Genomic DNA, 21,962 nt, shown 5'->3' on the forward strand with positions numbered 1-21,962 from the left:
TTTTTCACATACATACCTTGCTCTAACGGGTGAATAAAAGATTGCTCATATACACAATAAGTATTGTGATTTATGATGTTTTTGCATTTCTAAAACTGGAGTTTTAAATGAAAACACCAGATTTACCTGAGAACGAACAGGAAAGATTAGCGACACTAAATTCGCTGACGATTCTTGATTCTGCACCAGATGAACGTTTTGATCGACTAACAAGAATCGCTGTTAAATTGTTTGATGTTCCTGTCGCACTTGTCAGCATTGTTGATAAAAATCGTCAATGGTTTAAGTCCTGTCAGGGCTTGGATATAACCGAAACTCCCCGAGATCTGTCTTTCTGCGGTCATGCCATTTTAGGAGAGGGGGCCTTTGTTGTTGAAGATACGCATCAAGATGAACGTTTTGTCGACAACCCTTTATTGATAGGTCAAAAGCACATACGTTTTTATGCTGGTTACCCCATTCGTTACTTGGATGGCAGTAAGTTAGGTACCTTGTGTATCAAAGATGTTAAGCCAAGAGCTTTCACAGAGGAAGACCGACAGTTATTGAGAGACTTGGCCACCATTGTTGAGCACGAAATTCAAGCGGTTGAATTGGCTACGATGGATGAACTTACAGGCATATTAAACCGACGAGGATTTAATATGTCGGCAGAAAAATCCTTGAATATCTGCAAACGGGGTGCGCTGCCCGTAGCTTTAGTTTTTCTTGACCTTAATGAATTTAAACCCATCAATGATAAATTCGGTCATGCCGAGGGTGATAGAGCGCTTCAGCAGTTCGCAAGCGTTTTAGATGACGTCGGCAGAGATTCAGACATAGTGGCAAGAATGGGTGGAGATGAGTTTGTCATTCTATTAGTTGATGCCGACAAAAAAGCTGTCGATCAAGTGATGAAACGATTTTCTCAGCAAATTGAACGCTGTAATGAGCAGCAAGCGTTGGGGTATGACATTACTTTTTCATACGGGATTGTACTCTTTGACCCTGCAAAACACGTGACAATAAATGATCTACTTTCTGAAGGCGATGCGCTGATGTATAAGCGCAAGAAAAGTCGTTAGTTTAACTAACGACTTTCCAGTGTATTTGCTTGCCTGCTCGCATTGGTACCAATGAGTTGTCAGCAAAACTTAACGTTTCTGGTACATCCCAACTTTCTTTAACTAAGCTTATCTTATCTTCGTTTCTTGGCAGACGATAAAATTCGGGTCCATTAAAACTGGCAAAAGCTTCTAATTTATCCAGTGCCTGTGCGGCTTCAAACGCTTCTGCGTACAATTCGATAGCGGCATGTGCGCTATAAATACCTGCGCAGCCACAGCTCGTTTCTTTGCCTGACCGTGGATGCGGTGCACTATCAGTGCCTAAAAAGAATTTTTTACTGCCACAGGTGGCAGCTTGTATCAAAGCCTGTTGATGGGTATTTCTCTTCAATACCGGTAAACAATAATGATGAGGATGAATGCCGCCGACTAAAAGGTCATTTCTATTTAACAAAAGATGATGTGGCGTTATGGTGGCAGCTATATTCTCGCTAGCCGTCGCTACAAATTCCGCAGCATTTGATGTTGTGATGTGTTCAAACACAATTCTTAATTCAGGAAAGTCATTAATCAGCGGAATTAATACTTGATCGATAAATACTTTTTCACGGTCAAATACATCAATATCAGCTGAGGTCACTTCACCATGAACAAGTAATGGCATGCCTATTTTCTGCATCGCATCTAAAGCGTTGTAGCAATGTTTTAGATCGGTGGCACCAGCGTCTGAATTGGTTGTTGCACCAGCCGGATAGAGTTTCACGGCATGAACAAAGCCACTTTCTTTAGCGCGATAAATTTCATCGGCAGAGGTGTTATCGGTGAGATACAATGTCATTAACGGTTGAAACTGACTATCAGCAGGTATGTTTTTAACTATCCTGCTTTTATAGTCGAGTGCCAGGGCGGTACTGATGACTGGTGGTCGCAGATTTGGCATGACGATGGCTCGTCCGAATATTCTGGCGGTATCGACAACTGTACGCTGAAGAGCCAGATCGTCGCGCAAGTGTAAGTGCCAGTCGTCTGGTCGGGTTAACGTTATTTGGTTTTGATTTAATTGTGTCATAGCGGCGAATTATGCCACAGCAAATGCATTAAGGATAAATAGATCTTTTCTTCGCTGAGAGGCGACAGACCTTATTCTTGACCTTATCAAGCATTACAAGTAACTTTACACGTTTACAATTTTTTAGCTCACTAAAAAGAACGGCATACATATAAGGGGAACACGTGGAATTAAGTGGTGCCGAGATATTAGTTCAATGTCTCAAAGACGAAGGTGTTGAATACCTTTTCGGGTATCCTGGTGGTGCAGTGCTGCATATCTATGACGCGCTATATAATCAGGAAGATGTCAAACACATTCTGGTTCGACATGAGCAAGCTGCAACACATGCTGCAGATGGCTACGCTCGGGCTACAGGTAAACCTGGTGTGGTCTTAGTCACATCTGGTCCTGGTGCTACAAATGCTGTCACTGGTATTGCAACGGCATATATGGATTCCATTCCAATGGTGGTCATCACCGGTCAAGTTAGCACTGCTGTTATTGGTAGTGATGCTTTTCAGGAAGTTGATGCAGTTGGGATTACACGCCCGTGCGTTAAGCACAACTTTTTAGTTAAAGATATCAATGATCTCGCTGAGACAGTTAAAAAAGCATTTTATGTTGCTTCGACTGGTCGGCCAGGTCCTGTTGTTGTCGATGTTCCTAAAGACATTACTGATCCGTCTATAAAAGTGCCTTATCACTACCCAGAAAAAGTAGTGATGCGTTCTTATCAGCCAACAGTGAAAGGCCATACCGGTCAAATCAAACGCGCTGTTGATCTGATGTTATCTGCCAAAAAACCCATGATTTACACGGGGGGTGGTGTTGTATTAGGTAACGGCTCAGAGGAGTTGCGAAAATTCGTTCGTCATCTTGGATTCCCTATTACCAGTACCTTAATGGGGCTAGGTGCTTATCCTTCAACGGATAAGCAGTTCCTTGGTATGCTTGGGATGCATGGCACTTATGAAGCGAATATGGCGATGCATGATTGTGATGTGCTAATTGCTATTGGTGCTCGCTTTGATGACAGGGTAACCGGAAAAATTGCAGAGTTTTGCCCCCACGCGCAGATCGTGCATATTGATATCGACCCTTCGTCTATTTCTAAGACGATCACGGTAGATATTCCTATTGTGGGTAGTGTTCCTGACGTGCTTCAGGAAATGAACCACTTGTTGACAAATAGCAGTAAAAAGCCGCAGAAAAAAGCCATTGAAGAGTGGTGGAAAATCATTAATGGCTGGCGTGCTAAACAATGTATGAGCTATGACCGTAATAGCGATAAAATCAAGCCGCAATCGGTAATAGAGATGGTTCATGACATTACCAGTGGTGATGCTTATGTAACTTCAGATGTTGGTCAGCATCAGATGTGGGCGGCGCAATACTATGGTTTTGATAAACCCAATCGCTGGATTAATTCCGGTGGTCTGGGCACCATGGGGTTTGGTTTACCTGCTGCCATGGGAGTTCAGTTAGCTTATCCTGAAGACACGGTTGTTTGTGTTACCGGTGAAGGCAGTATCCAAATGTGTATTCAGGAATTATCGACCTGTCTGCAGTATGGGCTGCCAATCAAAATTGTTGCTCTGAATAATCGTTACTTAGGTATGGTTCGTCAGTGGCAGGAATTTTTCTATGAAAATCGTTATTCGCACTCTTATATGGAATCATTACCAGACTTTGTGAAGTTAACGGAAAGTTATGGCCATGTCGGTATTCGCATTGAAAAACCCGAAGATCTCAGGGCAGAACTCGAACGCGGTTTTGCTATGAAAGATCGTTTGGTTTTCTTTGATATCGTTACCGATCAAACAGAAAACGTATATCCGATGATTGCTCAAGGTAAGGCACACAATGACATGCATATGTCACCATACAGTGCGCCTGCTCAAGAGTCTGAAAGGGAGCTGTCATAACCATGCGCCATATTATTTCTATCCTGATCGAAAACGAAGCAGGGGCTTTGTCGCGTGTGGCGGGTCTTTTTTCTGCACGGGCATACAATATTGAGTCACTCACTGTTGCACCAACAGAAGATCCATCTTTGTCACGTATGACGATTGTGACTAACGGCACAGACCGTATCATCGAGCAGATTGTGAAACAACTAAACAAACTGATTGATGTTGTAAAACTAATGGACTTAACTGAAGGGCCTCACATTGAGCGTGAAATGATGCTGATTAAAGTCAAAGCAGCAACCATGGCTCAAAGAGAAGACGTTAAACGTCTTTGTGATATTTTTCGGGGACATATTATTGATGTGACCTCATCAACGTATACCATTGAATTGACAGGGGCTGTCAGCAAGCTGGATTCATTTATCGAAGCACTTGCTGAACATAAAATTATTGAAACTGTCCGTTCTGGTGTCACAGGTATTGCTCGCGGCGAGAAAAGCTTGCACCTGTAAACTGAATTTATATTCGTTCAAGAAAATCTAAGGAATTCAATCATGAGTTTGAACATTTATTACGATAAAGATTGTGACTTATCAATCATCCAGGGGATGAAAGTCACCATCGTTGGTTATGGTTCACAAGGCCATGCCCACGCATGTAACCTGAAAGATTCAGGTGTTGATGTCACAGTTGCTTTACGTGCCGGTTCTTCATCTATTGCTAAAGCACAAGCTGCTGGTCTGACAGTTTCTGATAACGTCGGTGAAGCAGTGAAAGGTGCTGATCTGGTGATGATTCTGACACCTGATGAGTTCCAATCTCAGCTATACAAACAAGAAATCGAACCTAACCTGAAAAAAGGTGCTGTTTTAGCCTTTGCTCATGGTTTTGCGATTTTATATAACCAAATTCTACCGCGTGAAGATCTTGACGTTATCATGATTGCACCAAAAGCACCTGGTCATACAGTGCGTAGTGAATTTGTGAAAGGCGGTGGTATTCCTGACTTAATCGCTATCGAACAAGATGCTTCAGGCCGTGCAAAAGATATCGCACTGTCATATGCATCTGGTGTTGGTGGTGGCCGCACAGGTATTATCGAAACCACTTTCCGTGATGAAACAGAAACCGATTTATTTGGTGAACAAGCTGTTTTATGCGGTGGTGCCGTTGAATTAGTTAAAGCCGGTTTCGAAACATTAACCGAAGCAGGTTATGCACCTGAAATGGCCTACTTCGAATGTCTGCATGAGTTAAAACTGATTGTCGATCTGATGTATGAAGGTGGTATCGCCAATATGAATTATTCAATCTCGAATAATGCCGAATATGGTGAATACGTAACCGGTCCTCGTGTTATCAACGAAGAAAGTCGTTGGGCAATGCGTGAAGCACTGAAGAATATTCAGGAAGGCAAATACGCTAAACAATTCATTCAGGAAGGCCAGACGGGTTATCCTGAAATGACAGCAATGCGTCGTATCAATGCTGAGCATCCAATTGAACAAACTGGTGCAAAATTGCGTTCTATGATGCCTTGGATTCAAAAAATTGTTGATAAGTCTAAAAACTAATCAATTAATAGTTTGAAAATCGACGGGGGCGGTTGTGAAAACAATCGCCCCCGTTTTGTTTGTGCGTCTGAACTGTCATAATGTAACGACTAATCAACAGGAGCCTGTATTTATGATTAATAGCGAAAAGCCTCAAAATCGCGGTATCTATTTACTACCGAATTTATTTACAACAGCTGGGCTGTTTGCAGGGTTTTACGCCATTGTCGCAGGCATTCGTGGTGACTTTGAAACAGCGGCTATCGCCATATTTATCGCGATGATCATGGATGGGCTGGATGGTCGTATTGCACGTATGACCAATACCCAAAGTGCTTTTGGCGCGGAGTACGATAGTTTAGCGGATATGGTGTCTTTCGGTATGGCACCGGCATTAGTCATCTTTCAATGGTCGTTGAATGGGATGGGCAAGTTTGGCTGGATGGTAGCGTTTATCTATGCTGCCTGTGGTGCATTAAGACTGGCCAGATTTAATACTCAGATAGGAACACAAGATAAACGTTATTTTCAGGGCCTGCCAAGCCCCGCAGCTGCGGCAATTATCGCAGGTTGGGTATGGGCCGGTACAAGTAATGACTTCAGTGAGAATATGATTGCTATTTTCACCATTCCTATCACCTTTGGTGCAGCTATTCTGATGGTCAGTTCGATGCGTTACCATAGCTTCAAAGAGCTTGATTTAAGAAATAGGGTACCTTTTGTAGTGATGCTGGTACTCGTACTAATTTTTGCACTGGTTGCTATAGACCCACCGACAATCTTATTTAGCGTATTCTTAATTTATGGCTTATCTGGCCCTGTTTTTACTTTGTTGAAGCTGCGCCAGCATCGTTCAGAACGCGCTCAAGCAAAAGAAGAATAAAATAAACAATACTATTGATAATCTGGTTCACACATTTATGACTGATAAGCTAATAATTTTTGATACAACTTTACGCGACGGTGAGCAGAGCCCGGGCGCATCGATGACAAAGGATGAAAAAGTCCGTATTGCTAAAGCGCTTGAGCGCATGCGGGTTGATGTTATCGAGGCTGGATTTCCCATTGCCAGCACCGGTGACTTTGAAGCGGTTCAAGCCGTTGCCAAGGCCGTTAAGGATAGTCGTATTTGTGGACTATCCAGAGCATTAGATGCCGATATCGACAGAGCAGGTGAAGCACTTAAACTAGCTAATGCGTCGCGCATCCATACCTTCATTGCAACATCACCCATCCATATGAAAATGAAACTGCGGATGGAGCCTGATCAGGTAATTGAAAACGCAGTTCGTGCAGTAAAACGTGCCAGACAATATACAGACGATGTCGAGTTTTCTCCAGAAGATGCTGGTCGTAGTGAAACTGATTTTCTGTGTCGAATTCTTGAGGCAGTCATCGATGCGGGTGCATCGACTTTGAACATTCCTGACACGGTCGGTTATAACTTGCCCCACCAGTTTGGTTCATTAATTTCAACCTTACGTGAACGTATTCCCAACGCGGATAAAGCCATATTTTCTGTTCATTGCCATAATGATCTGGGTCTGGCTGTTGCCAACTCCCTATCGGCGGTCATGAATGGAGCAAGACAGGTTGAATGTACTATCAATGGTTTAGGTGAACGCGCTGGTAATGCCGCTTTAGAAGAAATTGTGATGGCGGTAAGAACACGTCAAGATATGTTCCCGTGCGATACCGATATTGATACCCAACATATCTTGTCTGCCTCACGGTTAGTGTCTGGTATTACCGGTTTTGTTGTTCAGCCAAATAAAGCGATTGTGGGTGCCAATGCCTTTGCTCATGAGTCTGGTATACATCAGGACGGTGTACTGAAAAACCGTGAAACCTACGAAATTATGCGTGCTGAAGATGTTGGCTGGAATACTAACAGAATGGTGCTTGGTAAACATTCAGGCCGAAATGCCTTCCGAAGTCGCCTTCAGGAGTTAGGCATTGAATTATCATCTGAAACTGACTTGAATGCCGCATTTACACGCTTTAAAGAGCTGGCAGATAAAAAACATGAAGTTTTTGATGAAGATATCCAAGCCTTAGTGAGTGACACAGTGGCCACTGCGGATGAACGTGTGAGTTTAATCTCAATGAAGGTGTGTAGTGAAACTGGCGAAACGCCTTTTGCTACAGTGACATTGTCAGTGGATGGTAGAGAAGTACAGACTCAAATGAGTGGCGGGGGACCTGTTGATGCGGCATATAAAGCCATAGAGTCTATTGTACAGAGTCAAACAGAGCTTCAACTGTATTCGGTTAATAGCATTACAACGGGAACCGATGCACAAGGTGAGGTCAGTGTTCGTCTTGAGAAAGGCGGACGAATTGTAAGTGGTCAGGGTGCAGATACCGATATTGTGATTGCTTCAGCAAAAGCTTATCTCAATGCATTAAATAAAATATTAAGCCCTGTTGACCGAGCTCATCCTCAAGTCTAATGGCATTAACGCAATATCAATACTCAGTATTGTCTGAAATGGGCATACCTGTCTGGACACCACGTCAGAGCAATAATACTGAAATAATAAAGGCTAATGAGTCACTATCATCAGATAATTTGCAGAGTCAGTCTCTGCAAATTCCTGATGATGTCAAACTGCTTATTGTTGTTGAAACTACACAATTAGACGCAGTTGAACGGCGATTATTATCCAGTATTCTTAAAGCCGTCAGCTTAGATACTAGGCAACAACTAATGATTGAGTCGTCAGACTTGGGACTCATGCACCAAGATAATTTTCATAGTAAAACAATTATTACTATGACTCAGACTGAACACAGCTTATCTGATGATATTGAATGCGTTCAGTTACCATCTTTAGCAGCCATGCAAAGTCAACCCTCTTTAAAAGCCGTTGCCTGGCAACGATTAAAACATTATCGCACCGCTTTTAATTAACGGATAAAAAATATGGTCTCCCCAAGAGTAATGACGGATCAGGACTTGCAGGTTGTTCATAATATCGAATGCTCAGCAAATCAGTTTCCGTGGACGCTCAAGAACTTTTCCGATAGTCTTGATGCCGGACATTATGCATGGGTCTATTCTGATGCTTATGATGTGATTTTGGGTTATGCCATTGTGCAGTTAGTCCTGGACGAAGCTCATCTGCTTAACCTTTGTGTCAGACCAGATATGCAACGACAAGGATATGGTCGATTTATACTTGAGCATATCATTGATTTTTCCAAAGCCCGATCCGCTTCGATTGTGGTTTTAGAAGTTAGAGAGTCAAACAAGAAAGCACAAAATCTCTACGAACAGCTAGGTTTTAATGAAATGTCAGTCCGCAGAGCTTATTACCCGGCAGAAAATGGTAGAGAGAATGCAATATTGATGGGTTTGGATTTATCTATGTTATCGATTTTCGGTGATATATAAGTAAACTCAATACCACGGCACTTGATATCATCTGAGTGCTCTTTTAGAATAATTGACTCAATTACTCGGTTATTTTTCACATATTTAGGAGATAAAAACATGGCTTATGAATTGCCACCACTTCCCTATGCTAAGGATGCATTAGAACCAACAATTTCAGCAGAAACGCTTGAATATCATTATGGTAAACATCACCAAACTTATGTGACTAACTTGAATAACTTGGTACCGGGTACTGAATTTGAAGGTAAGTCATTAGAAGAAATCATCACTAAAGCTTCTGGTGGTATCTTTAATAATGCCGCGCAAGTTTGGAACCATACTTTCTACTGGAACTGCATGACACCAAATGCAAAAGGTGCTCCAGAAGGCGATTTAGCTGCTGCTATCGACAGCACATTTGGTTCTTTTGATGAATTTAAAGAAGCATTCAGCAAATCAGCGGCGACAAACTTTGGTTCAGGCTGGACTTGGTTAGTCAAAAATGCTGATGGCAGTATTGCTATCGTTAACACAAGTAATGCTGGCTGCCCGCTGACAGATGGTCAAAAACCTTTATTGACTGTTGACGTTTGGGAACATGCTTATTACATTGACTTCCGTAATGCACGCCCTAAATATCTGGAAGCTTTCTGGGGCTTGGTTAACTGGGACTTCGTATCAGCAAACTTTGCTGGCTAGTTAATCGTGTTGTAGAGTAAATTTGTTTATTACTTTATAACATTATAAAATACACGATTTTTGATAAATGGCAGTTTCATTTGAAACTGCCATTTTTCGTTTATTGGCTTTAAAAAGCCGTTTTTTTAATGCCGTCAGGGCAAGGAGTACAAGCCATGACAGAATCGGTCATGCCCACATACGGACGTCTAGACGTCACTTTTAGTGAAGGTAAAGGCGCTTGGTTAACTGATACAGATGGAAAACGCTATCTTGATGCGTTAAGCGGTATTGCTGTATGTAATTTGGGGCATTGCCATCCTGCCGTGACGCGAGCTATTCAGCACCAGGCGGAAACATTAGTACATACTTCCAATATGTACCATATTGCTTTGCAAGAAAAACTGGCTGATAAGCTAACGGCCTTGTCTGGAATGGATCAGGTGTTTTTTTGTAATTCAGGTGCAGAAGCCAATGAAGCTGCAATTAAGATTGCTCGCAAATATGGCCACAGTAAAGGCATAGATAAGCCTGTAGTGATTGTAATGGATGGCAGTTTCCATGGTCGTACAATGGCGACGTTGACTGCCACAGGTAATGCTAAGGTGCAGGTAGGATTTGATCCTTTAGTGCCTGGCTTTGTCCGTGTTCCATACAATGATCTTGATGCTTTACGCATGGCGATTGGTCACTGGCCTGAAGCCGTGGCAGTGTTACTTGAACCTGTACAAGGTGAAGGCGGAATTAAAATACCTGACAGTGAATATTTAGCGGGTGTTCGTGCCATCTGTACACAACGCAAATTACTGATGATGCTGGATGAAGTGCAGACAGGTATTGCCAGAACGGGTAAATGGTTTGCTTATCAACATAATGCAGAGCTCGTACCTGATGTGATGACCTTGGCGAAAGGGCTGGGTAATGGTATGCCAATTGGCGCTTGTCTTGTTGCTGGTAATGCTGTTGGTATTTTACAAGCAGGTAATCATGGTTCGACATTTGGTGGCAACCCGTTAGCCTGTAGTGCAGCATTAAGCGTATTAAACACGATCGAAGAAGATGGCATATTGGGACACGTCAACGTGCTTGGAAAACAAATGCTGGAAGGTTTTCAGCAAAGACTGCTTGGCAAAGCTGGCGTGAAAGATGTGCGTGCACATGGGATGATGTTTGGTATCGAGTTATCAATGCCTTGTGCTGAGTTGGTTAAAAAAGCACTAGCAGAAGGTCTGTTGATTAATGTCACAGCAGAATCTGTTATTCGCTTATTACCACCGTTAATCCTCAATGTTGAGGAGTCCCAAATGATCGTAGATAAGGTGAGTAAACTCGTACTCGAGTTTTTGTCTTCGCAACAGGTTGAGAGTGTAGCCTAAACATGAGACATTTTTTAACTTTAAAAGACTTGAGTGCTGATGAGTTAGAAGCATTAATTAATCGTGCATCTGAGCTCAAAAAAATGCAGCATAAAGGTGAAATTTACCAGCCTTTGAAGAATAAAGTCCTGGCGATGATTTTTGAAAAGTCATCTACACGTACCCGGGTTTCCTTTGAATCAGCCATGATACAGTTTGGTGGTGGCTCAATATTTTTATCACCTGATGATACTCAACTTGGTCGTGGTGAACCTGTAGAGGATTCTGCACGTGTAATTTCATCTATGGTGGATGCGGTAATGATCCGTACCTTTGAACATGCCAAGATTGAAACATTTGCAAAATACTCTTCAGTGCCGGTGATTAATGCTCTGACCGATGATTTTCATCCATGTCAGTTATTAGCCGATATGCAGACTTATCAAGAGCATCGTGGTTCAATTAAAGGTAAGAAAGTGGTCTGGATTGGGGATGGCAATAATATGTGCCATTCATATATCAATGCTGCGCAACAATTTGGCTTTGAGCTGCATATAGCCACGCCGCTAGGTTATGAACCGAAAGCGGATATTGTGTCGTCGGTAGATGCCACAATTGCGTTATTCAATAATCCAGCAGAGGCGGCAAAAGATGCGGATCTTGTTGTAACTGATGTTTGGGCCAGCATGGGACAGGAAGAAGAACAACGTAAACGTGAAGAAGCTTTTGCTGAGTTTCAGGTCAATAATGACATCATGAAACTGGCAGCAAAAGACGCTTTGTTTATGCACTGCTTACCTGCACATCGTGGCGAAGAAGTCACCGCCGATGTGATTGATGGTGAACAAAGTGTTGTATGGGATGAAGCTGAAAATCGATTACATGCACAAAAGGCTTTATTAGAGTTTTTATGTGCATAAGCAATTAGAGCAAGAGCTTAGTTAATTTAGCTCTTGCTCTAATGCTTCCAGACGCTCTAGCGTACCTATATCAGACCAGCGGCCATCATATAACTCTGCAGTCATCCGCTTATTTTTTATCGCTTGTTCAAACAATGGCCTAAGCGCTTTGCGTTCGACTTTCAGGTGTTGGAAAAGTCGAGGGTGGTAGAGGCCAATGCCACTAAAAGTAAATTTACTCTTGCCATCAAGGCTGACTACATTATCTGCTTGGATTGCAAAGTCGCCATCAGGATTATGAGCAGGATTGTTTACCATAATTAGATGACAGTCAGTATCAGCTCCTAGCGCACGTTTTTTTAGCACAGAAAAGTCAAAGTCCGTCCAGATATCGCCATTGACCACAATGAATGGTTCGTCACCCAGCAGACTTAGTGCTTGAGTTATACCGCCCGCTGTCTCCAAGCTGCCAGCGGTTTCGGGTGAATAAACGATGCGACAACCGTAATTCTCACCATTGCCAAGAACAGCAGGAAACTGTTCGCCCAGGTGAGCATAATTAATCACGATTTCCTGAATACCTGCAGATACTAAATTATCAATGAGGTATTCAATCAGCCGCTTATTTCCTGCATATACAAGCGGTTTGGGGGTGTGATCTGTTAATGGTCGCAAGCGTTCACCTCGGCCTGCAGCTAAAATCATCGCTTTCATTTTATTGCCATAATTTTGGGGGTAAAGGTAAGAAACTCATATAAAGCCTCAAGTTCTTTGTATCGCTCGCAGACTTCCAGTACATAGTGAAGCGTAAGAGGTAAGTCATTAAGGTAATTAGCTTTACCATCACGATAGTTGAGGCGGCAAAAGATGCCAAGCACTTTAAGGTGTCGCTGCAATCCGGTCAAATCAAACCAACGCTGTAGATCGTTAGCTTGGGATTGTGTAATCAGTTTGTTATTTATTGCTTGTTCTTTGTAGTAGTTTAGCCAGTTCTGCTGCTGTTCAGCTGGCCACTGAATGTAACAATCTTTTAATAATGACACTAAATCATAGGTAATTGGGCCGACCACCGCATCCTGAAAATCGATAATACCGAGGGTATTGTCGGCACAGACCATTAGGTTTCGGCTGTGGTAATCACGATGAACAAAGCAGCTAGGTTGCTGTTGTATTTCATCAATAAGAAAATCATAGACAGCGGTGAGTATTTTCGGGACTTTTAAGTCTAAATGTCGACTCAGAAACCAAGCAGGGAATAGTGACATTTCATCCCGTAGTTTTGTCTCATCATAATCAGGCAATGATGTGTTTGCCGGATGAGTTTTTTGCATAGCAACTAACTCATCCATGGCTTTCCGATAGAGATTATCGGCATTGGCAGATGTTAATGACTTTAAAAAGGAAGTATCGCCAAAATCACTGAGCAGTAAATAGCCATTATCTTCATCTTTGGCATAGATATGTGGCACTGCGACATCATATTGTGCAAGAAACTCATCAATTTTGATAAAGCTGCTTATATCTTCATGCTCAGGTGGTGCATCCATCACGATGTAGGAGCTCTCATTTTGTTTCAAGCGGAAATATCTTCTGAAACTGGCATCACTGGATGCTACCGTAATATTTAAATGATCATCAGGAAATAGTTTTTCTACCCAGGTAGTCAGTTGATTGAGTCTGGCATCGTTGATCGCGTTTTTCATGTAATTTTTACTCAAAATCTAAGTCTTTGTTCTTTATTTATAAATTTAGTTTGTGATGAAATCATTGTGACTCTATGAAAAGAGTGGTGTGAATATTATTTATATCTGGCGTATTATCGGGAATTATTTCCTAACTCATCAGTCAATCTGATGGGTGTTAAATAATGCTTTAGCTACAATGGAGTCGCAATGAAAAAATTTTTAATATCGGCACTTTTATTAAGTGCATCTTCAGCTGTTATCGCTCAAGAGTATGTCACACCTGCTGATATGCCAGAAGCAGCACAAACGAAAATGTATTCTATCCTCACAGACTACAATAAATGCATGATGCAAGGACACTTGCATTCGAATCATACAGCTGAAAACCCACAAAAAGCAGCTGAAGCAGTTATGCAAAGTTGTGAAAACCACCTTGATGAACTGAAAACGCATTTAACGTCCAACGGCGTTGAAAGCAGTTTAGTTGAAGGTATGGCTAAGTCAATGCGTTCAAAAGCCGCTCGTCAGCTTATGACAAAAACAATGAACAATTACGCAGCACAAGCTGCTGCTATGGCTAATGCCGAAAAACTGAAAGAGCAATCAGCAAACGAATAAATGTTTTACTCATTGAGTTGAAGAACATCAACGCCTTCCTTGTTCAACAACTCAATGAGTTTTATCAGAGGCAAACCAATCAGACTATTTGGGTCATCACCCTCTAATTTAGTAAATAAAGCAATGCCTAAGCCTTCGGATTTAAAACTGCCAGCACACTGATAGGGCTTTTCTTGTTTCAGATAAAAGTGAATCTGCTTTTCAGACAATGATCTGAAATGAACAGTAAAAGGTTCTACTAAGTGATGCATCGTTTGGCTTTGAGCGTTATACAAGGCTAAGCCTGTATAGAATGTGGCAGCTTTACCCGAAGCAGATAAAAGTTGTTTTACAGCCGTTTCATGATTGCCGGGTTTACCCAAGATTTTTCCATCTATCACTGCAACCTGGTCAGAACCAATAATGAGTGCTTCAGGGTAGTCTTTAGCAATGGCTAAGGCTTTTTCCTTCGCTAAGCGTTCAACCAGTGATGGGGCAGTTTCCCCTTCAAGTGCAGATTCATCTATATCGGGTGAGTGCTGTATAAAGTCTATCCCCAGCTTTTTTAAAACTTCAGCTCTGAACGGTGAGCTGGAGCCCAGTATTAATGTCTGCATGATATTTTTCAATGTTATTAAGTTTAGGTAATAACTGTGGGCACTGTTCTACCTGTTAGCTCAGCTATATTGGCTAACTGGTTTGCCAGCTCGATAAGCTCAGATAAGGCTGTCTGTGTATCTTGATTTAGTCTATCAGGCCTGTCTTCATAAGATTCGATATATACGCGTAATGTGGCGCCTTCTGTTCCGGTACCTGACAATCTGTAAATAATTCTGTCACCACCTTCAAAGCCAATACGAATGCCTTGTTTTTCAGCGATACTGTTGTCGATAGGGTCATGATAACTAAAGTTATCCGCATAGCTGACAACTCGATCTCCGAACTGTTTCTTTGGCAAGCTTGGGAGCTGAGTTTGCAGATGTTGAATTAACGCTTCTGCTTGTTCAGTAGGAACACCTTCGTAATCATGTCGAGTGTAATAATTCCGCCCAAATTGTTGCCAATGTTGATTAACCAGCTCAGCGACGGACTGATGTTTAACCGCTAAAATATTTAGCCAGAAAAGGACTGCCCACAAGCCATCTTTTTCACGAATATGATTCGAGCCTGTGCCAAAGCTTTCCTCGCCGCAGAGAGTGACGCGATTTGCGTCTAATAAGTTACCAAAGAACTTCCAGCCGGTCGGCGTTTCATGTGATTCGATACCCAGTTTTTCAGCAACGCGATCGGCGGCCTGGCTGGTTGGCATTGAGCGAGCTATACCCGCAATACCAGATTTATAAGCAGGGATGTACTGTGCATTCGCAGCGAGAATCGCCAAGCTATCAGACGGGGTGACAAAAAACTGTTTACCCAGGATCATATTACGATCACCATCGCCATCCGAAGCGGCGCCAAAATCAGGCGCATCATCAGAAAATAATTCTGTAACGAGTTGTTCGGCATAAGTCAGATTCGGATCAGGGTGACCACCACCAAAGTCAGGTAATGGAATACCATTTATCACTGTGCCGGCAGGGGCGCCTAGACGTTTTTCTAAAATCTCAATTGCATAAGGACCGGTGACCGCATGCATGGCATCGAAGCGCATAGAAAAGTTGCTGGAAGTTAGTAGTGCTTGTATGGCACGGAAATCAAAAATAGTTGCCATCAATTCTGTGTAATCGACTACTGAATCAATCACTTCAACACTCATCTCTCCTAAACTCTGCGTGCCTAATTTATGAAGAGCGATATCTGCTGCATTGGATATTTTGTATTGGCTGATTTCAGCTGTTTGTTGATAGATTTGATTGGTAATTGATTCTGGCGCTGGACCGCCATTACTCGTGTTAAATTTTATGCCGAAATCACCATCAATACCCGCGGGGTTATGACTGGCAGATAAAATCAAGCCACCAAAAGCCTGATATTTTCTGATAACGCATGATGCAGCAGGTGTCGACAGAATACCATTTTGACCAACCCAGACATGAGCAAAACCATTGGCTGCTGCCATTTTCAGAATTATCTGTATGGCTGTTTGGTTATAATAACGGCCATCGCCACCGACAACGAGGGTTTTACCTTCACAATCACCCAGCGCGTTAAAAGTCGATTGAATAAAGTTTTCCAGATAGTGGGGTTGTTTAAATACACTTACTTTCTTGCGTAAACCAGAAGTGCCTGGTTTTTGGCCTTCAAAAGGTGTGGTATTTATCGTCGAAATTGGCATAAAAACTTTCCTGAATGAAACAATTGAGCAGCATTATTGCTAGACTCACGCTATTTGAATGTAATCCACTATACTAAGTCCATGAACAAGCCTCAACACATTGATAAAGCGCATTTGATGCGGATGGCAACATACGCTTCTGTGGCGACAGCCATCACTTTGATAATAGCCAAGTTATTTGCCTGGTTCCTGACTGATTCGGTCAGTGTATTAGCTACATTAGTCGATTCTAGTTTGGATGTTTTGGCATCTATTTTAAATATGATTGCCGTACATCACGCATTACAACCAGCAGATAGAGAACATCGTTTTGGTCACGGCAAGGCAGAATCACTCGCTGGTCTGGGGCAATCAATGTTTATCGCAGGGTCTGCTGGTATCCTGCTACTTCAGGCTATAAATCGTCTGTTCAAACCCGAAGCAATGGAGCAGGGGATGACGGTGAGCCTCGCTGTTATGCTGTTTTCTATTGTAGCTACATTAGCATTAATGACATTCCAGAATTATGTCATCAGAAAGACGGACTCAACAGCAATTAAAGCGGATGCCCTTCATTACAAAACAGATTTGTTGGTCAATGGCGGTGTCATCCTGGCATTAGTGCTTAGCATGAATGGCTGGTACTTATCTGACCCTATCATTGCTATCGCCATAGCATTGTTTATTTTGCACAGTGCCTGGGGCATTGTGAAAGAGTCGATTGATTTACTCATGGATCATGAATTGCCGGATGAAGAGCGGGAAAAAATTAGTGCATTGATATTGAATCATCCTCAAGCAAGGGGATTACACGATTTACGGACCCGGCGTTCAGGCACAACGGTCTTTGTACAGCTTCATTTGGAGCTGGATGAAAGACTGACCTTAAGAGAAGCACATGAGATTGCCGATAAACTTGAGCATCAGATAGCTGACTTATTCGATGATGCAGAAGTGATTATCCATGAAGATCCGATTACTCATTTACCGCTAAAGTCATAACATAAAGTGAATACAATACGGTGATGATTTCGTATAATTAGCACACAACAATATTGAGGCCAGTACAATTATTACCTTCGATTTATCCACTCAAATAACCATCGCTATCGCGGTGTGTGTTCTACTAGCTTTAGTGTTTGTGATTAAACGTAAAAGAAAACGCTCACGTTATTCAAGAAAGCTGGAACGTTCATTACAATCAATAAAAAAGCAAGAAGCAAAATCTATTATTATTCCTGACGGTTTAGGTGGGGCGATAGAAATAGAACGTTTACTGCTGATTGAGCAAGGGTTATTGATTATTGAAACATATCCGATGTCAGGACATTTATTTGGTGCCGATCACATAGATCAATGGACACAAATTATCGATGGTAGAAGCTTCAAGTTCACCAATCCACTACATCGGATCTACAACACTAAACACGCGTTACAGTTATTAGCACCGAAAGTCCCAATCTTTTGCCGTATAGTCTTTTCTGAGAATAGTAACTTTCCTAAAGGGAAACCCAGCGAAGTCTCTGTTATCAGAACCTTAGATGAAGATTTGCAGGGGCTTGCTAAGGAACCAAGTGTAAATCAACTTGGAGAGATTGCATGGGAGCGAATCATCAGAATTGCTCGTACTGACGGCCAATCATTGTTGAGGGATGTCAAAATATAATGGAAACCAAACCACTTGTTCTTGCTATTTCATCTCGGGCTTTATTCGATTTGGATGAAAGTCATAGAATCTATGAAGAACAAGGCACAGAGGCTTATTGTAACTATCAAATCGAAAATGAAGATGTGCCTCTGTCACCTGGCGGTGCCTTTAGTTTAGTGCGTAAATTATTGGCATTGAATGATAACAATCCCAATACGCCTAAAGTTGAAATTATTCTGTTATCACGTAATTCTGCCGATACTGGACTACGCGTTTTTAATTCCATACAGCATCATAAATTAGCTATTACTCGTGCGGTATTTACATCAGGTAGCAGTCCGTACAGATATGTAGCGCCTTTTAACGCACATCTATTTTTATCAACCAGTCCTGAAGACGTGGGTATGGCGTTGGAAGCCGGTATTGCTGCCGCCACTATTCTGCCATCACATATCAGAAGTAATAATGACAGTGATCAGCTTAGAATCGCATTTGATGGTGACGCTGTTCTTTTTTCTGATGATTCGGAACGTATTTTCAAAGAAAAAGGCTTGAAAGCTTTCACTGAAAATGAGCAGCAGACCGCGCGTGAACCCTTACCCGGTGGACCATTTAAAGATTTCTTGATGGCACTGAATCAGATTCAGACTGAATACGGTGAGAATGCATCACCTATCAGAACAGCATTAGTCACAGCGCGTTCTGCGCCTGCACATGAACGTGTTATTCGTACTCTAAGAGCATGGGATATACGAATTGACGAAGCTATATTCCTGGGAGGAATGGATAAAGGCCCGTTTTTGAAATCATTCGGTGCGGATATCTTTTTTGATGACCAGGAAAAGCATTGTCAATCCGCTGTGGAACATGTTGCTACCGGACATGTTCCGCATGGTGTTGCAAATCAAAAAAAAGCGCAGGATTAACCTCTAGTGGTCAATGCATCGATATCTGATTGGATAAAACAACTCAGTGAAGAGGATATGCCAATCTTTGCTGGCACTGTGGCAAATGTCACCAAGGCATTACATAGTGGTAAAAGTTCAGCATCAGATGTGGCTAATATTATTCTTCAGGATGCCTCTTTAACCAGTCGGGTTTTGAAGGCAGCCAATACCGTTCATTTCAATCCAACCAGACACAGCATCAGCACTGTTTCTCGTGCAGTAATGGTCATGGGGTTTGATCAAATAAAAGTCATTACACTGTCAATGGCGCTCATTGATAATCTGAGAGTAGGTGAACAACGCGCCCAGTTGATTCAAGAAATGGCTTTTGCATTTCATGCAGCTACTCAAGCACAAGAGTTTGCAAAACAGTTGAAGTTAGACGACGCCGAAGATATTTTTGTTGCGACCTTACTTTCACGTCTTGGCTATATGGCATTTTGGGCATTTGCTGGTGAAGAAAGCCTGACACTGTTGAATGAAATGCATGAAGGAATAGAGTCAACCAAGGCAGAGCTGAAAGTGTTGGGCTTCAGACTGACTGACTTAACAAAAACCCTCTGTCATGATTGGTCATTAGGCGAGTTACTTAATGACTATTTGAATAATCGCTTGTCGGCAAAAAATACCAAGGTTATTTCTCTGGCTGTTGATATTGCAACAACAGCACAGCAGGGATGGAAGCAGGTAGAGCTAGAAACAGTATCTAAGCGTGTGGCTCAAATTTGTGATGTGTCAGTTGAAAAAGCAAAAAAATTAGTTCTATCTAATGTGAACAAATCGAAAGAGCTGACAGTGCTATATGGAAGCGAACAAATCAGCAGGGCAATTCTGTTACCCGACCATATCGATGAAGCTGAAGCCTTACCAAAGCTTGATATTCCTGATGTTCTGAATGATTTTTCTGCTCCCGATTTTGACTATCTAATGAGAGTGTCACAAGAGATGACACAGGTACTACAAGAGCTGCCGCTACCATCAATCAGTATTGTCCTGGAAATGACGCTTGAAGGACTCACGCGCGGTTTGGGTATGGATCGGGCTGTGTTCATGTTGCTGAATGAGACACGAACAAAGTTAACCTGCAAAACAGGGCTAGGAAAACAGGTCGATGAGCTTAAACAGCAGTTAATTATTGATCTGGCTTCCAATCAGGTATTTAAAAGAGTAGTAGAGCAGCGTCAGTCTTTATTTCTAGAGAAAAGTAACGAAGACAATATTTCCAAACAAATCAGAGCCATGCTAGAAGGGTCAGCGTATTTGCTCATGCCTGTGGTGGTAAAAAATAAAGTTATTGGCTTGTTTATGGCCGATCGAAGTTCGAGCAAGCGAGATATTTCTCAGCAAGAATTCATTGCATTTCAGCAGTTTTGCCAGCAAACGAACATGGGAATTAGTTTTTTAGCGATTCAAGGCTAGTTTTATCGAAATGTTATCGCTATAATAGCCGACTTCTTTCAGGCATCAGGCATGCCTGATAAATGATTATGCGAGAGTGGCGGAATTGGTAGACGCGCTGGATTTAGGTTCCAGTAGGGTAACCTGTGAGAGTTCGAGTCTCTCCTCTCGTACCATTACTACAATAGGCGGATGGCTAAACCGCCATGCCTAAATCCCCATGTTTGAGGTTAGAGAATGCAAGTTACTGTAGAAAACGTGAGCGAACTTGGTCGCCGTATGACCGTCACAGTCGAAGATGCCAATATCGAACAAGCAGTACAGGAACGCCTTAAGTCAATTAGACCTAATGTGAAAATGGCGGGTTTCCGTCCCGGCAAAGTACCGATGAACATGGTCGCTAAAACACACGGACCATCTGCACGTCGTGAAGTTATTGACTCTCTTGTTCAGGAAAGCATGCGTGAAGCCTTCACCCAAGAAGGTGTTAACCCAGCAAGTCCTCCACATATCGATAGTATGGATGAAAAAGGCAGTAACTTTATCTATACCCTCAACTACGAAGTCTTCCCTGAAGTAGAAAGTGTCAAACTTGATGACATTACACTGGAAAAAACAGTTGCTGAAGTGACTGATGAAGATGTAGATCGTATGTTGGAAACTTTACGTGAACAACGTATGTCTTGGGAACCACTAAAACGTGGCGCGAAAGAAGGCGATGGCATTACTATAGATTTCGTTGGCACCATTGACGGTGAAGAATTCCAGGGCGGCAAAGGTCAGGATGTGTTACTCGAATTAGGCGAAGGACGTATGTTGCCTGAGTTCGAAGAACAATTAATTGGTAAAAAAGCCGATCAGGAAGTTGAAGTTACATTAACTTTCCCTGAAGATTACCGTGCAGAGCACTTACAAGGTAAAGAAGCTAAATTTGCTGTTACCGTCAAACAAGTTGCTAAGAAAAAATTACCTAAACTGGATAAAGAGTTTGCTGAACTGTGTGGTGTCGAAGATGGCATCGCTGCACTGAAAAAAGAAGTGCGTGCCAATATGGAACGGGAACTGAAATCAGCATTAAAAACACTGAATAAACGTAAAGCGATGGATTCATTGGCCAAAAACAATGAAATTGCTTTACCGTCAGCCCCTGTTGAACGTGAAGCACAATATCTTGTTGAGCAAGCAAAAAACAATCTCCGCAATCAGGGCGTAAATGTTGAAGGTTTACCTTTCAATCCTGATAATTTTAAAGAAAATGCAGAAAAGCGCGTTAAGTTAAGCCTTTTGATTGGTAAGATTATTTCTGATAACGAAATCCGTCCTGACGAAGATCGCGTAAAAGAAGCTATTGACGCCATTGCGGCTAGCTACGAAGATCCAGAAGAAGTTGTTACCTTCTACATGAATAATCAAGAAAGACTGTCTGAAATCCAAATGACAGTTGTAGAGGACATGGTAGTTGAATGGATTTATGACCATGTTAAAGTAGAAGAGAGTACATCGACATTCTCAGACGTCGTTAATGCAGTATCGAACTAATTAACAACGCTGATATTGAATGC

General features: G+C 42.1%; 22 protein-coding genes and 1 tRNA gene. 18 read left to right on the plus strand and 5 right to left on the minus strand.

What is annotated here, in order from left to right; all coding sequences use genetic code 11:
- Nucleotides 1-107: 107 nt before the first annotated feature.
- Nucleotides 108-1,064, plus strand: a complete 957-nt coding sequence (locus tag QQL60_RS05115) for a sensor domain-containing diguanylate cyclase (RefSeq protein ID WP_007145174.1) — start codon at nt 108-110, stop codon at nt 1,062-1,064.
- Nucleotide 1,065: 1 nt separating this feature from the next.
- Here the strand turns inward: QQL60_RS05115 and pyrC are convergent, their stop codons facing one another.
- Nucleotides 1,066-2,115, minus strand: a complete 1,050-nt coding sequence (gene pyrC / locus QQL60_RS05120; RefSeq protein WP_284722644.1) for a dihydroorotase — start codon at nt 2,113-2,115, stop codon at nt 1,066-1,068.
- 164 nt (nt 2,116-2,279) lie between these two features.
- On the opposite strand from pyrC, the gene QQL60_RS05125 reads away from it, so the two are divergent.
- The 10 genes from QQL60_RS05125 (at nt 2,280) to argF (ending at nt 11,892) form a co-directional block, all read left to right on the plus strand.
- Nucleotides 2,280-4,022: an acetolactate synthase 3 large subunit gene (locus tag QQL60_RS05125; protein ID WP_284722645.1), complete on the plus strand. Its 1,743-nt coding sequence runs from the start codon at nt 2,280-2,282 to the stop codon at nt 4,020-4,022.
- A 2-nt stretch (nt 4,023-4,024) separates the two neighbouring features.
- Nucleotides 4,025-4,519: an acetolactate synthase small subunit gene (ilvN, locus tag QQL60_RS05130; RefSeq protein WP_007145171.1), complete on the plus strand. Its 495-nt coding sequence runs from the start codon at nt 4,025-4,027 to the stop codon at nt 4,517-4,519.
- A 48-nt stretch (nt 4,520-4,567) separates the two neighbouring features.
- Entirely contained in the window at nt 4,568-5,581 is a 1,014-nt protein-coding gene (gene ilvC, locus QQL60_RS05135; protein WP_040576429.1) for a ketol-acid reductoisomerase, read from the plus strand.
- Between the two features lie 112 nt (nt 5,582-5,693).
- The gene (gene pssA, locus QQL60_RS05140; protein ID WP_007145169.1) at nt 5,694-6,443 is read left to right on the plus strand and encodes a CDP-diacylglycerol--serine O-phosphatidyltransferase; all 750 of its coding nucleotides are present in this window, start codon (nt 5,694-5,696) and stop codon (nt 6,441-6,443) included.
- Nucleotides 6,444-6,480: 37 nt separating this feature from the next.
- On the plus strand, nt 6,481-8,013 hold the full coding sequence (locus QQL60_RS05145) for a 2-isopropylmalate synthase (RefSeq protein WP_007145168.1): 1,533 nt from the start codon (nt 6,481-6,483) through the stop codon (nt 8,011-8,013).
- Nucleotides 8,013-8,474: a DNA polymerase III subunit psi gene (locus QQL60_RS05150; RefSeq protein ID WP_284722646.1), complete on the plus strand. Its 462-nt coding sequence runs from the start codon at nt 8,013-8,015 to the stop codon at nt 8,472-8,474. The genes QQL60_RS05145 and QQL60_RS05150 overlap by 1 nt, the downstream gene beginning before the upstream one ends.
- Nucleotides 8,475-8,486: 12 nt before the next feature.
- The gene (gene rimI, locus QQL60_RS05155) at nt 8,487-8,957 is read left to right on the plus strand and encodes a ribosomal protein S18-alanine N-acetyltransferase (protein ID WP_007145166.1); all 471 of its coding nucleotides are present in this window, start codon (nt 8,487-8,489) and stop codon (nt 8,955-8,957) included.
- Between the two features lie 99 nt (nt 8,958-9,056).
- A complete protein-coding gene (sodB, locus tag QQL60_RS05160) occupies nt 9,057-9,638 on the plus strand; it encodes a superoxide dismutase [Fe] (protein ID WP_007145165.1) in 582 nt (193 codons plus the stop codon).
- Nucleotides 9,639-9,793: 155 nt separating this feature from the next.
- Nucleotides 9,794-10,993, plus strand: a complete 1,200-nt coding sequence (locus QQL60_RS05165) for an aspartate aminotransferase family protein (protein WP_007145164.1) — start codon at nt 9,794-9,796, stop codon at nt 10,991-10,993.
- A 2-nt stretch (nt 10,994-10,995) separates the two neighbouring features.
- Complete coding sequence (argF, locus tag QQL60_RS05170; RefSeq protein ID WP_284722647.1) at nt 10,996-11,892, plus strand: ornithine carbamoyltransferase; 897 nt, start codon at nt 10,996-10,998, stop codon at nt 11,890-11,892.
- Nucleotides 11,893-11,913: 21 nt separating this feature from the next.
- On the opposite strand, the gene murU is transcribed toward argF, so the two are convergent.
- Complete coding sequence (gene murU / locus QQL60_RS05175) at nt 11,914-12,585, minus strand: N-acetylmuramate alpha-1-phosphate uridylyltransferase MurU (protein WP_284722648.1); 672 nt, start codon at nt 12,583-12,585, stop codon at nt 11,914-11,916.
- Nucleotides 12,582-13,574, minus strand: coding sequence for an aminoglycoside phosphotransferase family protein (locus QQL60_RS05180; RefSeq protein WP_284722649.1), 993 nt, complete (start codon nt 13,572-13,574; stop codon nt 12,582-12,584). The genes murU and QQL60_RS05180 overlap by 4 nt, the downstream gene beginning before the upstream one ends.
- A 189-nt stretch (nt 13,575-13,763) precedes the next feature.
- Here QQL60_RS05180 and QQL60_RS05185 point away from each other — a divergent pair, with 189 nt between their 5' ends.
- On the plus strand, nt 13,764-14,174 hold the full coding sequence (locus tag QQL60_RS05185) for a hypothetical protein (protein WP_007145160.1): 411 nt from the start codon (nt 13,764-13,766) through the stop codon (nt 14,172-14,174).
- Between the two features lie 5 nt (nt 14,175-14,179).
- Here the strand turns inward: QQL60_RS05185 and QQL60_RS05190 are convergent, their stop codons facing one another.
- Entirely contained in the window at nt 14,180-14,770 is a 591-nt protein-coding gene (locus tag QQL60_RS05190) for a Maf family protein (protein WP_284722650.1), read from the minus strand.
- A 23-nt stretch (nt 14,771-14,793) separates the two neighbouring features.
- Entirely contained in the window at nt 14,794-16,428 is a 1,635-nt protein-coding gene (locus QQL60_RS05195; protein ID WP_284722651.1) for an alpha-D-glucose phosphate-specific phosphoglucomutase, read from the minus strand.
- A 117-nt stretch (nt 16,429-16,545) separates the two neighbouring features.
- On the opposite strand from QQL60_RS05195, the gene QQL60_RS05200 reads away from it, so the two are divergent.
- The 6 genes from QQL60_RS05200 (at nt 16,546) to tig (ending at nt 21,939) form a co-directional block, all read left to right on the plus strand.
- Nucleotides 16,546-17,409, plus strand: coding sequence for a cation diffusion facilitator family transporter (locus QQL60_RS05200; RefSeq protein ID WP_284450793.1), 864 nt, complete (start codon nt 16,546-16,548; stop codon nt 17,407-17,409).
- 139 nt (nt 17,410-17,548) lie between these two features.
- Nucleotides 17,549-18,073, plus strand: coding sequence for a nuclease-related domain-containing protein (locus tag QQL60_RS05205; RefSeq protein ID WP_273182924.1), 525 nt, complete (start codon nt 17,549-17,551; stop codon nt 18,071-18,073).
- Nucleotides 18,073-18,981, plus strand: coding sequence for a 5'-nucleotidase (locus QQL60_RS05210; RefSeq protein WP_007145155.1), 909 nt, complete (start codon nt 18,073-18,075; stop codon nt 18,979-18,981). The genes QQL60_RS05205 and QQL60_RS05210 overlap by 1 nt, the downstream gene beginning before the upstream one ends.
- 6 nt (nt 18,982-18,987) lie before the next feature.
- Nucleotides 18,988-20,421: an HDOD domain-containing protein gene (locus tag QQL60_RS05215; protein WP_284722652.1), complete on the plus strand. Its 1,434-nt coding sequence runs from the start codon at nt 18,988-18,990 to the stop codon at nt 20,419-20,421.
- A 70-nt stretch (nt 20,422-20,491) separates the two neighbouring features.
- A tRNA-Leu gene (locus QQL60_RS05220) sits at nt 20,492-20,576 on the plus strand.
- 61 nt (nt 20,577-20,637) lie between these two features.
- Complete coding sequence (gene tig / locus QQL60_RS05225; protein WP_284722653.1) at nt 20,638-21,939, plus strand: trigger factor; 1,302 nt, start codon at nt 20,638-20,640, stop codon at nt 21,937-21,939.
- Nucleotides 21,940-21,962 lie beyond the last annotated feature (23 nt).

The sequence above is a fragment of the Methylophaga thalassica genome (assembly GCF_030159795.1).
Classification (GTDB): domain Bacteria; phylum Pseudomonadota; class Gammaproteobacteria; order Nitrosococcales; family Methylophagaceae; genus Methylophaga; species Methylophaga thalassica.

Bases quoted from the DNA above. Each gene is read 5' to 3' on its own strand.
- QQL60_RS05115 (WP_007145174.1), top strand. From the start codon at position 108: ATGAAAACACCAGATTTACCTGAGAACGAACAGGAAAGATTAGCGACA.
- pyrC (WP_284722644.1), bottom strand. From the start codon at position 2,115: ATGACACAATTAAATCAAAACCAAATAACGTTAACCCGACCAGACGAC.
- ilvN (WP_007145171.1), top strand. From the start codon at position 4,025: ATGCGCCATATTATTTCTATCCTGATCGAAAACGAAGCAGGGGCTTTG.
- pssA (WP_007145169.1), top strand. From the start codon at position 5,694: ATGATTAATAGCGAAAAGCCTCAAAATCGCGGTATCTATTTACTACCG.
- QQL60_RS05145 (WP_007145168.1), top strand. From the start codon at position 6,481: ATGACTGATAAGCTAATAATTTTTGATACAACTTTACGCGACGGTGAG.
- QQL60_RS05150 (WP_284722646.1), top strand. From the start codon at position 8,013: ATGGCATTAACGCAATATCAATACTCAGTATTGTCTGAAATGGGCATA.
- rimI (WP_007145166.1), top strand. From the start codon at position 8,487: ATGGTCTCCCCAAGAGTAATGACGGATCAGGACTTGCAGGTTGTTCAT.
- sodB (WP_007145165.1), top strand. From the start codon at position 9,057: ATGGCTTATGAATTGCCACCACTTCCCTATGCTAAGGATGCATTAGAA.
- QQL60_RS05165 (WP_007145164.1), top strand. From the start codon at position 9,794: ATGACAGAATCGGTCATGCCCACATACGGACGTCTAGACGTCACTTTT.
- argF (WP_284722647.1), top strand. From the start codon at position 10,996: ATGAGACATTTTTTAACTTTAAAAGACTTGAGTGCTGATGAGTTAGAA.
- murU (WP_284722648.1), bottom strand. From the start codon at position 12,585: ATGAAAGCGATGATTTTAGCTGCAGGCCGAGGTGAACGCTTGCGACCA.
- QQL60_RS05180 (WP_284722649.1), bottom strand. From the start codon at position 13,574: ATGAAAAACGCGATCAACGATGCCAGACTCAATCAACTGACTACCTGG.
- QQL60_RS05185 (WP_007145160.1), top strand. From the start codon at position 13,764: ATGAAAAAATTTTTAATATCGGCACTTTTATTAAGTGCATCTTCAGCT.
- QQL60_RS05190 (WP_284722650.1), bottom strand. From the start codon at position 14,770: ATGCAGACATTAATACTGGGCTCCAGCTCACCGTTCAGAGCTGAAGTT.
- QQL60_RS05195 (WP_284722651.1), bottom strand. From the start codon at position 16,428: ATGCCAATTTCGACGATAAATACCACACCTTTTGAAGGCCAAAAACCA.
- QQL60_RS05200 (WP_284450793.1), top strand. From the start codon at position 16,546: ATGCGGATGGCAACATACGCTTCTGTGGCGACAGCCATCACTTTGATA.
- QQL60_RS05210 (WP_007145155.1), top strand. From the start codon at position 18,073: ATGGAAACCAAACCACTTGTTCTTGCTATTTCATCTCGGGCTTTATTC.
- tig (WP_284722653.1), top strand. From the start codon at position 20,638: ATGCAAGTTACTGTAGAAAACGTGAGCGAACTTGGTCGCCGTATGACC.